General features: G+C 75.4%; 9 protein-coding genes. 6 read left to right on the forward strand and 3 right to left on the reverse strand.

From position 1 onward, the window contains the following. Nucleotides 1-9 precede the first annotated feature (9 nt). From IPO09_21485 to IPO09_21495, 3 genes are all read left to right on the forward strand, one after another. Nucleotides 10-621, forward strand: a complete 612-nt coding sequence (locus IPO09_21485; protein ID MBK9519845.1) for a protein-L-isoaspartate(D-aspartate) O-methyltransferase — start codon at nt 10-12, stop codon at nt 619-621. Between the two features lie 150 nt (nt 622-771). Continuing rightward, on the forward strand, nt 772-1,671 hold the full coding sequence (gene yedA, locus IPO09_21490) for a drug/metabolite exporter YedA (protein ID MBK9519846.1): 900 nt from the start codon (nt 772-774) through the stop codon (nt 1,669-1,671). A 57-nt stretch (nt 1,672-1,728) separates the two neighbouring features. Beyond that, entirely contained in the window at nt 1,729-4,362 is a 2,634-nt protein-coding gene (locus IPO09_21495) for a carboxypeptidase regulatory-like domain-containing protein (GenBank protein ID MBK9519847.1), read from the forward strand. Nucleotides 4,363-4,383: 21 nt separating this feature from the next. On the opposite strand, the gene IPO09_21500 is transcribed toward IPO09_21495, so the two are convergent. Next, complete coding sequence (locus tag IPO09_21500) at nt 4,384-5,001, reverse strand: hypothetical protein (GenBank protein MBK9519848.1); 618 nt, start codon at nt 4,999-5,001, stop codon at nt 4,384-4,386. Nucleotides 5,002-5,119: 118 nt separating this feature from the next. Between IPO09_21500 and IPO09_21505 the strand changes: the two genes are divergently transcribed. From IPO09_21505 to IPO09_21515, 3 genes are read left to right on the forward strand one after another with little or no spacing between them, the layout of a single operon-like run. Next, nucleotides 5,120-5,815: a TetR/AcrR family transcriptional regulator gene (locus IPO09_21505; GenBank protein MBK9519849.1), complete on the forward strand. Its 696-nt coding sequence runs from the start codon at nt 5,120-5,122 to the stop codon at nt 5,813-5,815. Further along, nucleotides 5,812-6,903, forward strand: a complete 1,092-nt coding sequence (locus IPO09_21510; GenBank protein ID MBK9519850.1) for an efflux RND transporter periplasmic adaptor subunit — start codon at nt 5,812-5,814, stop codon at nt 6,901-6,903. The genes IPO09_21505 and IPO09_21510 overlap by 4 nt, the downstream gene beginning before the upstream one ends. 33 nt (nt 6,904-6,936) lie before the next feature. Then, nucleotides 6,937-10,026 (forward strand): efflux RND transporter permease subunit, encoded by a 3,090-nt coding sequence (locus IPO09_21515; protein ID MBK9519851.1) that lies wholly within the window; start codon nt 6,937-6,939, stop codon nt 10,024-10,026. Nucleotides 10,027-10,029: 3 nt separating this feature from the next. Here IPO09_21515 and IPO09_21520 read toward each other — a convergent pair whose 3' ends face one another. Both IPO09_21520 and IPO09_21525 read right to left on the reverse strand, forming a co-directional pair. Next, nucleotides 10,030-11,196, reverse strand: a complete 1,167-nt coding sequence (locus tag IPO09_21520; GenBank protein ID MBK9519852.1) for an ABC transporter substrate-binding protein — start codon at nt 11,194-11,196, stop codon at nt 10,030-10,032. Nucleotides 11,197-11,210: 14 nt separating this feature from the next. Further along, complete coding sequence (locus IPO09_21525; protein MBK9519853.1) at nt 11,211-12,518, reverse strand: ABC transporter substrate-binding protein; 1,308 nt, start codon at nt 12,516-12,518, stop codon at nt 11,211-11,213. Nucleotides 12,519-12,664 lie beyond the last annotated feature (146 nt).

Below are 12,664 nucleotides of genomic sequence, written 5' to 3' on the forward strand. Positions count from 1 at the left end.
GATCCCCCCATGGACGACGGGCTGGCGGCCCGGCTGAGGGCCGAGGGGATCCGTGACGAGCGCGTCATCGCCTCGATGGCCCGGCTCGATCGCTCTCGCTTCATCCCGGACCGCTGGCGCGCCGAGGCGGGGCGGGACGCCCCGGTGCCGATCGGCGAGGGGCAGACCATCTCCCAGCCCACGCTGGTGGGCTTGATGACCGCTGCCCTCCGGCTCTCCGGCGACGAGCGGGTGCTCGAGATCGGCACCGGCTCCGGCTACCAGGCGGCGGTGCTCTCGCCCCTCTGCGCCGAGGTCTACTCGGTGGAGCGGCTCCCTGGCCTGGCGGCGCAGGCGCGGGCGGTGCTCCTGGACGAGCTCGGGGTCACCAACGTCCACCTCCGGACCGGCGACGGCGCGCTCGGCTGGCCCGAGGAGGCTCCCTTCGACCGGATCCTGGTGACCGCCGCCGCGCCCGAGGTGCCGCAGCCGCTCCTCGACCAGCTGGCGCCTGGGGGCCGCCTGCTGGCCCCGGTCGGCACACAGGGAGGTCCCCAGTGGCTCCGGCTGGTCCGCTTCGACTGGGACGGCTCGCTCCACTCGAGCGACCTCCTCCAGGTCCGGTTCGTGCCCCTGGTCTGACCCGCGCTCCCCCCCGAGCCGCGCTTGCGCGGCGAGCGGCGTCCCCGCGAGGCTCAGGGAGCAACCACGGCCGTCACCTCCTCGAACCCGGCCTTGCCTCCCCGCCTCCAAACAGGCGATTGAAGGCATAGCCCTCCCGCCGAGGCACTGGTGCCCTCCTCCCCCTCCCCCACCGCCGCACCACAGGCCTCCAGCCAGGGGCTCGTCCTCCTGTCCCTGCTGGCCCTCTACGTCATCTGGGGCTCCACCTACTTCGCCATCCGGATGGCCATCGACGGCCTGCCGCCGCTCCTCATGGCCGGCAGCCGCTTCGTGCTGGCCGGCGGCGTGCTCTACGCGGTGCTGCGGCTGCGCGGCGCCCCCGATCCGCCGGCGCGGGGCTGGCGCTCAGGCGCGGCGGTGGGGCTGCTCCTGTGCGCCGCCAACGGCCTGGTCACCGTGGCGGAGCAGTGGGTCTCGTCCAGCGTGGCGGCGGTGGTGGTCTCCTCGATGCCGCTCTGGACCGTGCTGGCGGCCGCCCTGTGGCGCGAGTGGCCGACCCGCGCCGAGGTGGCCGGCATCGGGCTCGGACTGGCCGGGGTGGTGCTGCTGCAGTCCGGCGGCGAGCTGCGCGCCGCCCCGCTGGGCGCCGCCCTGCTGGTGGCCTCCACCTGGTGCTGGGCCCTGGGCTCGATGTGGAGCCGGCGCCTGCCCATGCCGGAAGGGCTGATGGCCAGCGCCGTCGAGATGCTGGCCGGCGGCGCAGCGCTGGTGCTGGTGGGGGTGCTGCTCGGCGAGCGGCTGGTGGCCGTGCCGCCGGCGCGGGCGGTGGCCGCCTGGCTCTACCTGGCCGTCTTCGGGTCGCTGGTGGCCTTCAGCGCCTACAACTTCCTGCTGCGGCGGGTGCGCCCGGCGCTGGCCACCAGCTACGCCTACGTCAACCCGGCCGTGGCGCTGGCCATCGGCGCGGCGGCCGGGGAGCCGGTGGGGCCGCGCGCCCTGGGGGCGCTGGCGCTCATCCTGGCGGGCGTCGGGGCGGTGGCGGCGGTGAGGCGCGCGCCGGGGAGGTGAGGCGCAGCCCCAGCCCCGGAAGCCCCGCCCGCCCTCGCGTGTTACACCCCCGTGCCGATGCGCCGCGCCCTCCTCGCCTCCGCTGCCCTGGTCGTCCTCCTCGCCGCCGGCCTGGCCGGGTGGCGGCTGCTCTCCACCGACGAGCCCGCGGCCGGACCGGCCGGCGAGGTCCGCCAGGACCGGACCGCCCGGCCCGCCGGCGCCGCCCCGCTCGACGCGCCGCCCTCGGCCACCCTGGCGCTCGAGGCGCCGCTGCTGGCCGGCGGCGACGGCCTGGAGGTCCTGGTGAGCGCGGACGGCGCGCCCCTGCCGGGCGCCTCCGTCCGCGTCTACCTGCACCGGCTCATCGAGCCCGGCACCGGGCGCCCCGGCTGGCGCCTGGCGGCCCAGGCCACCACCGGCGCAGACGGCTCGGTCCACCTGGGCGCCGCCCCGGGCGCCTACCTGGTCTCGGCCCGCTCCGCCGGCTTCGCCCCGGCCCTGGCCGAGGTGGTCCGCCCCACCGGCGAGCCCATCACCCAGGTGGCGCTCTCGCTGGAGCCGCCGGCCTCCCTCTCCGGCGCCACGGTGGAGCGCGCCACCTCGGCGCCGCTGCCCGCCACGGCGCTGGTCCTCTCGCGCGAGCCGGACCGCGGCGCCCCGCGCGGCGACCTCCCCGCCGAGGAGCGCGCCTACGCCACCAGCGACGGGCGGGGCCGCTTCCTGCTGCACGACCTGGCGCCGGGCCGCTACACCCTGGAGGCCGAGGCGGCCGGCCACGCCCGGGTGCGCCTGACCGGGCTGACCGTGCCGCGCGGCGACCTGGAGGTGGCGCTCTCCTCGGCCGGCCTGGTGGAGGGGCGCGTCCTCGGCCCGGACGGCGGCCCGGCCGAGGGGGCCGAGGTGGCCTTCACCGGCGGTGACCAGGTGCTGGTGGTGACCACCGGCCCGGCCGGCGGCTTCGCGGCCGAGGTGCCGCCGCGGGCCTACCGGCTCTCGGCGCGCCGCGGGGAGGCCGCCGCGGCCCGGGCCCTCCCGCTGGTGGTGGCGGCGGGGCAGGTGGTGCGCGACGTGGAGCTGCGCCTGGGCGCCCCGGCGGTCCTGGCCGGCCTGGTGGTGACCAGCGGCGGTGACCCGGTGCCGGGGGCCACCCTGGGGCTGTCGCCGGCCGGCGAGGGCGGCGAGCTGGCGCGCGTGCCGGCCGGACCGGACGGCCGCTTCACCTTCCCGGGGGTGGCGCCCGGCGAGTACGACGTGGACGCCGGCGCCGAGGGGTTCGCCCCGCTGGTGCGCCGCGGCCTGCTGGTGGCGGCGGGGGAGCGCTTCGAGCTCACGCTCACCCTGGCGGGCACCGGCGCGGTGGAGGGCGTGGTCTCCGACGGCCAGGGCCAGCCGGTGCCGGGCGCGCGCGTCCGCGGCGGCAAGCTGTGGGGCGCCCTGGGACAGGTGGACGCCGAGGCGGTCACCGCCGCCGACGGGACCTACCGCCTGGCCGGCCTCGAGCCGGGGCGCACCACCGTCAAGGCGCGGCGGGCCGAGGCGCTCTCGGGCGCGGCGCGGCTGGTGCGGGTGGAGGAGGGGCGCGCCACCCGCGCCGACTTCACCCTGGCCGGCACCGGCGCCATCGAGGGCACGGTGCGCGGGCCGGACGGCCAGCCGCTCCCGGCCCCGGCCCGGGTCATCCTGTTCCAGGCCGGCGCCGGGGCGATGTCCGGCCGCCAGCCCGAGCCGGTGACCACCGGGGCCGACGGGTCGTTCCACGCCGCCGTGGCGGAGGGGACCTGGCGGCTGGTGGCGCTCGGCGCGGGCGAGCCGCGGGCGGTCCGCTCGCCGCCGGCGGTGGCGGAGGTCGCGGCCGGCCGCACCGCCCGGGTGGAGCTCCAGCTCGAGGCCGACGACACGGTCAGCGGCGGCTCGCTGGCGGTGGAGGTGCGCGAGCCGGGCGGCGCCCCCTCCCCCGGCGCGGTGGTGCTGACCCAGCGCGCCGGCGGTCGCGGCCCGCTGGCCTTCCCGGCCGACGAGGCCGGGCGGGTGGTGCTGCCGCTGGTCTCCGGCGAGGCCGCGCTGGCCCCACTCTCGGTGGGCGCGCGCAACGGCGGGCGCACCGCGCCGCTCCAGCTGGTGCCGGCCGGCGCCCAGTCCCAGGTGGTGGCGCTGCAGCCCGCCGCGGGCCTGCGCGGCCAGGTGCTCGACCTCGGCCGCCCGGTGGCCGGCTTCACGCTCTCGCTGGAGGCCGGGCTCGACACCACCGACCCCGGGCGGGAGCTGGTGCGCGAGCTGCCCGGCGCCACCTTCGCCCTCACCGACCTCGCGCCCGGCACCCACCGGCTCACCGTGCTCACCGCCGACGGTCGCACCGGCGCCACCGAGGTGCTGCTCACGGCCGGGGCCGAGGCGGCCGCCACCGTGGAGGTCCGGCGCGGCGGGACGGTGTCGGGTCGCGTCGTGGATCCGGCCGGCGCGCCGGCGGCCGGCGCCTTCGTCTCGGTGGGCGGCCGGGACCTGGGCGGCGACGGCACCGGCGCCGACGGCCGGTTCCGCATCCAGGGCGTCGAGGCCGGCGCGCAGACGCTCCAGGCCTTCCTGCCGCGCCTCGGCGGCGTCACCCGCGCCGTCGAGGTGGTGGCGGGCCAGGAGGTGGAGCTCGGCGACGTGCCGCTGGTGGCCAGCACCGGCGGAGGGCACGGCGGCGGCGGCATGCCGCACCCCTAGCGGGCGCGCGGCCCCGGCCCTTCAGGGAACCAGCGGCGGCTTGGCCGCGTCGCCACCACCGGACCAGCGCAGCTGGAACACCGCCTGGCGCGCGCCGCGCGGGCGGGGCGCCAGCGCCACCACCCCACGCACCCGGGCCAGCTCCAGCACGGCCTCGAGCGAGCGGGCCACCGAGCGGAGCCACACCGGGTCCTCGGCGCAGGCGGCCGGCAGGCCCCCGAGGGTGAAGGTCACCTGCCGCGCGCCGGGCGTCACCTCCTCGAGGCTCCACTCGCCGCAGGCGCGGAAGATCAGGTGCCAGGCCTTGGGCACCCAGCGCGCCAGGGACGCCGGGGCCAGGCCGAGGATGCGGACGGCGCTGGTCACCATGGTCTTCAGGATGGGGCCGTGGAAGGAGGCCAGGGTGTGGTCGCGGAAGAAGCGATCCGCCTCGGCCGGCCCCAGGGCGTCGTAGACCGCCCGGGTGATGACCAGGTTGCGCTCCACCGGCAGCCAGTCGAGTCCGCTGGCGTCGGTCACCTGCGGGAGCCAGTCCGGCGGCAGGAGGGCGAGCGCCGTCATGCCGCCAGGACGCTCCTGGAGGAAGCTGGCGAGGGACTTGAGGTGGCGGCCCCGGACGACCGCCGCGTGCTCCGACATCGAGCCACCATACCCCCTCCGGCGCGCCCCGCACGTCACCCGACCACGGGGAGCGCGCCCGGGCCGGGGCCATTCCGGGGTTGACAGAGCGCTGCGAACGACCGATAACGCGCCGCGAATGGTCATTCGCACCTCCAGCGCGGCCCGCCGAGCCCCCGCCGCCAGCCCGGCCCGGGCCCGCCAGGAGAGGGCCCGCGAGCACGCGCGCCGCGAGATCCTCCTGGCCGCCGGCGAGGTCTTCGCCCGGCGCGGCTACGCCGCCAGCACCCTGGCCGACCTGGCCCAGGCCGCCGGCTACGCCGCCCCCTCGCTCTACCGGTACTTCGCCTCCAAGGAGGAGATCTTCCGCAGCCTGATCGGGCTCCTCAAGGCCGAGCTGGCGGCCACCTTCGACGCCCCGGTGGACCGCTCGCGCCCGGCCGAGGCCCGGCTGGAGGCCCTGCTGGCGCGCCAGATCGAGCTGGGCCGCAGCCGCCGCCAGGTCTTCGCCTTCCTGATGACCAACCCACCGCAGGAGCTGGCAGGCCACCACCCGCTGGCCGAGTACCGCGTCGGCGCCTCCCTCTACGAGGGCCAGATGGCCGCCTGGATGGCGCGCCACGTGGACCCGTCCGAGCTGCGCTGCCCCGTCCTCCAGGCCGCCCGCACGCTGGCCGCGGTGGCCCACGCCTTCCACCACGCCTTCATCCTCGACCCCGCCCCGGGGCTCGAACCCGCCGAGGAGGCGCATCGGGTCGTCGACCTGGCCCTCCACGGCATCGCCGCCACGCCGGCGGCCGGCCCACGCGCCGGCCGCCGAGGAGCCACCCCATGAACCTCACCCGCCTCGCCCTCCTCCTCTCGTCCCTCGGCCTCGGCGTGCTCTCCGGCTGCGGCCACCAGGCCGACAAGGCCACGCTGCCGGCCGCCGGCAGCGCCGCCCGGGCGGTCCGGATCGGCAAGCCCTCCCTCCGGCTGGAGACCGGCCTGGCCCGGGCCACCGGCCAGGTGCGCGCCACCCAGGAGGCGGTGCTGGCCGCCAAGGGCTCCGGCCAGATCAAGCGCGTCCGCGTCCAGGTGGGAGACCGGGTCCACGCCGGCCAGGTGCTGGCCGAGATGGACTCGTCCATGACCGGGATCGCGGTGGAGAACTCCCGGGCCACGGTCCGCCTGGCCGAGGCGGGCCTGGCGGCCGCCGAGCGCGAGCTGGCGCGCGGCACCGCGCTCGCCGCCGAGCAGGCCCTGCCCGCGTCGGCCTTCGACCGGCTCGAGACCGGCCGCGACCTGGCCGCCGCCCAGCTCGACCAGGCCCGGGCCGGCCTCAAGGCCGCCGAGCAGCAGCTGGCCGACACCAGCATCGTGGCCCCCTTCGCCGGGGTGGTCACCGCCAAGTACCGCAACGCCGGCGACTCGGTGACCTCCATGCCGGTCTCGCCCATCGTGGCCCTCTCCGGCGTGGATCACCTGGAGGTCCACCTGGCGGTGCCGGAGGGCGTCGAGCCCTTCGTGGCCGTCGGCCAGAAGGTCTCCGGCGTCACCACCCCCGGCGGCCAGCGCTTCGAGGCCACGGTGCGGGTCAAGAACGCCGTGGTGGACCCGGCCAGCCGCACCGTGGAGGTGCTGGTGGACGTGGTGAAGGTGGCAGGCGCCCCGCTCCGGCCGGGCACCCTGGTCAACGTGGACTTCGGCGGGTTCGGTGACAAGGACGGCCTCTACGTCCCGGCCACCGCGGTGCTGGGCGCCGGCGACGACCGGTACGTCTTCGTCATCGCCGGCGGCAAGGCCGAGCGGCGCGCCATCCGCGGCACCCAGGTCAACCCGGGCGTGGTGGCGGTGGAGGGTGGCCTCGACGCCGCCACCGCCGTGATCCTCGATCCGGGCACGCTGGCGGCGGGCGACGCGGTCGCCCCGCTGGCCGACTGACCGCCCCGCCTCGCGCCCTCCAGGGAGCCGCCCATGAGCCCCATCCGCACCTTCATCACCCGCCCGGTGTTCACCGGGATGCTCACGCTGGTCATCGTGGTCTTCGGCCTGGTGGCCTACCCGAAGATCGGCGTGGACCAGATGCCCGAGGTCGAGTTCCCGGTGGTCACGGTCACCACCGTGCTGCCCGGCGCCGACCCCGAGTCGATCGAGCGCAACGTCACCAAGCCGCTCGAGGAGGCCCTCAACACCCTCTCGGGCCTGGACACGCTCCGCTCCATCAACGTCGACAACGTCTCGCAGATCGTCATCCGCTTCGACCTGGCGCGCCAGGCCGACGTGGCGGCCCAGGACGTGCGCGACAAGGTCCAGGCCACCCTCTCCAAGCTGCCGCGCGAGATCCAGACCCCGGTGGTGCAGAAGTTCGACATCGGGGCCAGCCCGGTGGCCACCCTGGCCTTCTCGGCGCCGCTGCCGCCGGAGCGGCTCACCAAGCTGGCCGAGGACGTGGTCAAGCCGGCGCTGCAGCAGATCCCCGGGGTCGGCTCGGTGACCCTGGTGGGCGGCCGCAAGCGCGAGCTGACCATCGTGGTCTCGCCGCAGGCGCTCTCCGGCTACGGGCTGTCGCCGGTGGACGTGGTCGGGGCGGTGCGCGGCCAGTCGATCGACGTGCCGGGCGGCCGCACCCTGGAGCCGGGCGTGGAGCGGTCGGTCAAGCTCTCGGCCGAGGCCCGCACCGTGGAGGAGCTGCGGGCGCTGGTGCTGATGAGCCCGGGCGGCACCCCGGTGCGGCTCGGCGACGTGGCCCAGGTGCTCGACGGCCCGGCCGAGGCCCGCAGCCAGGCCACCCTGGACGGGCGCGGCGCCATCGGCCTGATCGTGCAGAAGCAGTCGGGCGCCAACACCGTGGCCGTGGCGGAGGCGGTCAAGCAGAGCCTGGCCCGGCTGCAGGTCCTGCTGCCCGAGGGCTCCCGGGTGGACCTGGTGGTGGACGGCGCCAAGTTCATCCGCTCCTCCATCGCCTCGGTGCAGGAGGACATGATCCTGGGCGGCCTGCTGGCGGTGCTGGTGGTGCTGCTCTTCCTGCGCAACTGGCGCTCCACCATCGTCTCGGCGGTGGCGCTGCCCACCTCCATCATCGGCACCTTCGCGGTGATGCAGGCGCTGGGCTTCACCTTCAACATCGTCACCATGCTGGCGCTGACGCTCTCCATCGGCCTGCTCATCGACGACGCCATCGTGGTCATCGAGAACATCGTGCGCCACCTGGAGCACGGGCAGGCGCCCCAGCAGGCCGCCGAGGAGGGCACCGGCGAGATCGCCCTGGCGGTGCTGGCCGTGACCCTGGCGGTGGTGGCGGTCTTCGTCCCGGTGGCCTTCATGGAGGGCATCATGGGGCGGTTCTTCTACCAGTTCGGGGTCACCGTCGCGGTGGCGGTGCTCATCTCCTACCTGGTCTCGATGACCCTCACCCCCATGCTCTCGGCCCGCATCCTCAAGGAGCACCAGGGCCACGGGCGCGTCTCCCGGGCCATCGAGCGGGTGCTGGTCGGCATCGAGACCCGCTACCGCGCCGTCCTGGCCTGGGCGCTGTCGCACCGCCTGGCCACCCTGGGCGGCGCCTCGCTGGTGCTGGTGGGCACGGTCTTCCTGGCCGGGCTCCTCAAGTTCACCTTCATCCCGCAGCAGGACATGAGCATGGTGAAGGTCACGGTGGAGCTGCCCGCCGGCACGCCGCTCGGCGAGACCCAGCGCACCCTCGACGACCTGTCGGCGCAGCTGCGCGCCATCCCGGGGGTGACCAACACCTTCGCGGTGGTGGGCGCCGGCGCCCAGGAGGAGGTCAACAAGGGCGAGATCACCGTCAACCTGGTGCCGCTCTCCGGCCGGACCTACGGGCAGCAGCAGTTCAAGCAGCACGTGCGCCAGGCGCTGCGGATCAGCCCGGCGGCCACGCTGGGCGTGCAGGACTTCAGCCCGGTGGCCGGCGGCGGGAACCGGCCCCAGCCCGTGCAGTTCAACCTGCGCGGCACCAACTGGGAGGAGCTGACGAAGGCGGTCGAGACGGTCAAGGCCGCCATGGCCACGCAGCCCGGCTTCGTCGACGTGGACACCACCTACCGGGCCGGCAAGCCGCAGCTCGAGGTGGACGTGGACCGGGAGCGGGCCGCCGCGGTGGGGGTGGCGGCCGGCTCGCTGGGCCAGGCGCTGCGCGCCCTCATGGGCGGCGACAAGGTGACCGACTTCCACCAGGGCGGCGACACCTACGACATCAAGGTGAAGCTGCCGGAGGACGTGCTCTCCGACCCGTCGGCGCTGGGCGCGGTGGCGGTGCGCGCCGCCTCGGGCCGGCTGGTGGAGCTGCGCTCCTTCGCCGAGGTCCGGGCCGCCTCCGGCCCGTCGCAGATCGAGCACCAGGCGCAGCTGCGCCAGATCACCATCCTGGCCGACCTGCGCAGCTACTCGCTGGGCGAGGCCATGACCTTCCTGAGCAAGGTGGCCAAGGACGAGCTGCCCAAGAGCGTGGTGACCGACTTCGAGGGCCAGGCCCGCGAGCTCGGCACCGCCGGCCGGGCCTTCCTGCTGGCCCTGGTGCTGGGCATCGTGCTCGTCTACATCATCCTGGCGGCGCAGTTCGAGAGCCTGGTGCACCCCTTCACCATCATGATGTCCCTGCCCTTCGCCATCATCGGCGGCATCGCGGGCCTGCTCATCGCCAACCAGTACCTCTCGATGATGGCCATGATCGGCTTCATCATGCTGATGGGCCTGGTCACCAAGAATGGCATCCTGCTGGTGGAGTTCACCAACCAGCTGCGCCACGCCGGCAAGGCCACCCGCGAGGCGCTGCTGGAGGCCGGCCAGGTGCGGCTGCGCCCCATCCTCATGACCACCGTGGCCATGATCGCCGGCATGGTGCCGGTGGCGCTGGCGCGCGGCGACGGCGCCGAGACCCGGGTGCCCATGGCCGTGGCCATCATCGGCGGCCTCATCACCTCCACCGTGCTGACGCTGGGCATCGTCCCGGTGGTCTACTCGCTGATGGACGACCTGCGGCGGCGCTTCTGGAAGCCCGCCCTGGCGCCCGGGGCGGCGGACCAGGCGCAGGTGCCGGCCAAGTAGGGGCTACTCCAGGTCGATGGTGCGGTACTTGCCCTTGGCGTCGAGCACCGTCCCCCACAGCCGGTGGGAGGCCTGGTGCTCGCTGGGGCCGAAGCTCAAGGGGGCGCCGATGCCCAGGTCGAGGCCCTGCAGCTGCTCCAGGGCCTCCACCAGCTTCTCCACGTCCGCCCCCGGGCCGGCCCGCCTGAGCCCCTCGACCAGCAGGGTGGCCATGACGTACCCCTCCAGCGAGAGGAAGTCGGGCGGCTCGTCGGGCGCCCAGCGCTTGAGCGCCTCGCGGTAGCGCAGGATGGCGGTGGCGCCGGAGGTGGGCAGCGGCACCACCTGGGTGACCACCACGCCGTCGGCCAGCCCGGGCCCGGCCGCCAGCAGCTCGTCGGCCAGCTCGGTGCTGCCCACCGGCGAGACGTTGGTGAAGATGGGCTCCAGCCCGGCGCCGCGCGCCTTGGCGATGAAGCGGGCGGCCGCCTTGTAGGTGGCCACCATCACCACCGCCTTCACCCCGCCGTGGCGCTTCAGCGCCTTGACCGCCTCGTCCACGTCGGCCGAGTTGCGCTTGTAGGTCAGGCGCAGCGCCTGGGCCGGGTCGACCCGGTAGCGGCGCAGCGCCTTCTGCACCCCCTCCAGCCCGGCCTCGCCGAAGCCGTCCTCCTGGTAGAAGACCGCGATGTCGGCCGGGCGCACCCGCCGCACCTCCACCAGGTACTTCACGGCCGCGATGGTCTCCTCCATGTAGCTGGGCCGGAAGTTGAAGACGTAGCGGTCGGGCGGCTCCTGGCGCAGCACCCTCGACCCGGAGAGCGTGCCGAAGAGGAGCAGGCGCTGGTCGAGCACCCAGGGGATCATCTCGGCGGCCGCCTGCGAGCCGACGTTGCCGAGGTAGCCCATCACCTTGTACTTCTCGCGCAGCGCCTTGACGGCCGCCAGGGCGCGGGCCGGGTCGTAGCCGTCGTCCATGGCGGCCAGCCGGAGGCGGCGCCCGTGCACCCCGCCGGCCTCGTTGACGGCGGCGAAGGCCACGTCGATGCCCACCTTCATGGAGCGGCCCAGCTCCTTGGCGGCGCCGGAGAAGGGCGCCGACATGCCGAAGACCAGGTCGTCGGCGGCGGCGGCGTGGAACGGGGCGGCGGCCAGCGCGAGCGCCGCCGCCAGGCCGAAGGACGTGCGCATGGGGGTGCCCTCCCTCACTCGAGATCCAGCGCCGCGTAGGCGCCGTCGGGCTGGAGCGCCGTGCCCCAGACCTTGTGCGAGCCCTGGTGCTCCGCCGGCCCGAAGCTGATCTTGGTGCCGATGCCCAGGTCCAGGTCGCGGATCCCCTCCAGCGTCGCCACCAGCTTCTCGGTGTCGAGGGCCGGGCCGGCGCGCCGCAGCGCCTCCACCAGGATCTCGCCCACCACGAACGACTCCAGGGTCAGGAAGCCGGGCCGCTCACCCAGCGCGTGGCGCTCCAGCAGCCCGCGGTAGCGGGTCACTGCGGTGGCCCGGGAGGTCGGCAGCGGCACGATCTGCGTCACCACCACCCCCTCGGTGTAGCGCGTGCCGGCCTGCAGCAGGTCGTCGGCCAGGGCGTTCGAGTCCACCGGCGAGACGTTGGTGAAGGTGAGCGGGCGCTCCACCGCGTCGCGGGCGGCCACGATGAACTGGGCCGCGGCCTTGTAGGTGGCCACCATCACCACCGCCCGGACGTCGGCGGCCTTGGCCAGGCGGGCCACGGCGTCGGCCACCTCGCTGGAGTTGCGGCGGTAGGTGAGCGCCAGCAGCTTGGCCGGGTCGCCGCCGGCCCGCTTGAGCTGCTGCTGCACGCCGGCCAGGCCGGCCTGGCCGAAGGGGTCATCCTGGTGGAAGACCGCGATGGCCGAGGCGGGCAGGCGCAGCACGTCCATCAGGTAGCGCACCGCGGCCGCGGTCTCCTCGGCGTAGCTGGGGCGGAAGTTGAAGACGTAGCGATCGGGGGGCGTCTTGCGCAGCACCGGCGCGCCGGAGAGGGCTCCCAGGAAGAGCACCTTCTTCTCGGTGACGTAGGGGATGGAGACGCCGGCGGTCACCGAGCCCACGTTGCCGACGATGCCGAAGACCTTGCGCTCCTCGACCAGCTCCTTCATCACGCCGAGGGTGCGGTCCGGCTCGTAGCCGTCGTCGAGCGCCACCAGGCGCAGCTTCCGGCCGTGCACGCCGCCGGCCTCGTTGGCGGCGGCGAAGGCCAGCTCGATGCCGGCCTTCATGCCCCGGCCCAGCTCCTTGTTGGCGCCGGTGAACGGGGAGGCCATCCCGAAGACGACCTCGGTGGCCGTCACTCCGGCCACGGCCGGCGCGGGGGGCGGGGCCGGCGGTGCGGGGGCGGGCTCGGTCCGGCTCGAGCAGGAGAGCGCCGCGGTGGTGGTGGCCAGGAGGACGACCAGGCCGAGGAGCGCCGCCCGCCCAGCCTGGACCGCCAGGCGTCCATCGGTCGGGGGACGGGCCCTGGAGCCTGGATCGGGTCGCTGGTCGGCCATCGGTGATCCTCCTGGCACGCCCCGAGAGACGCAATCCGTGCGCGCAAAACGATTCGGGTGGACCAACCCTCAGCGATCTCGGCCCATCGGGTCATTGATCTCGATCAAGTCGTGGGTGGAAACCGACCGGGCGTCGAACGCGTGGT

Origin of the sequence: Anaeromyxobacter sp., from assembly GCA_016718565.1 — a bacterium.
In the GTDB taxonomy this organism is placed as follows: domain Bacteria; phylum Myxococcota; class Myxococcia; order Myxococcales; family Anaeromyxobacteraceae; genus JADKCZ01.

Coding starts and splice junctions, on each gene's coding strand:
- IPO09_21485 (MBK9519845.1), top strand. CDS start 10: ATGGACGACGGGCTGGCGGCCCGGCTGAGGGCCGAGGGGATCCGTGAC.
- IPO09_21500 (MBK9519848.1), bottom strand. CDS start 5,001: ATGTCGGAGCACGCGGCGGTCGTCCGGGGCCGCCACCTCAAGTCCCTC.
- IPO09_21515 (MBK9519851.1), top strand. CDS start 6,937: ATGAGCCCCATCCGCACCTTCATCACCCGCCCGGTGTTCACCGGGATG.
- IPO09_21495 (MBK9519847.1), top strand. CDS start 1,729: ATGCGCCGCGCCCTCCTCGCCTCCGCTGCCCTGGTCGTCCTCCTCGCC.
- IPO09_21525 (MBK9519853.1), bottom strand. CDS start 12,518: ATGGCCGACCAGCGACCCGATCCAGGCTCCAGGGCCCGTCCCCCGACC.
- IPO09_21510 (MBK9519850.1), top strand. CDS start 5,812: ATGAACCTCACCCGCCTCGCCCTCCTCCTCTCGTCCCTCGGCCTCGGC.
- IPO09_21520 (MBK9519852.1), bottom strand. CDS start 11,196: ATGCGCACGTCCTTCGGCCTGGCGGCGGCGCTCGCGCTGGCCGCCGCC.
- IPO09_21505 (MBK9519849.1), top strand. CDS start 5,120: ATGGTCATTCGCACCTCCAGCGCGGCCCGCCGAGCCCCCGCCGCCAGC.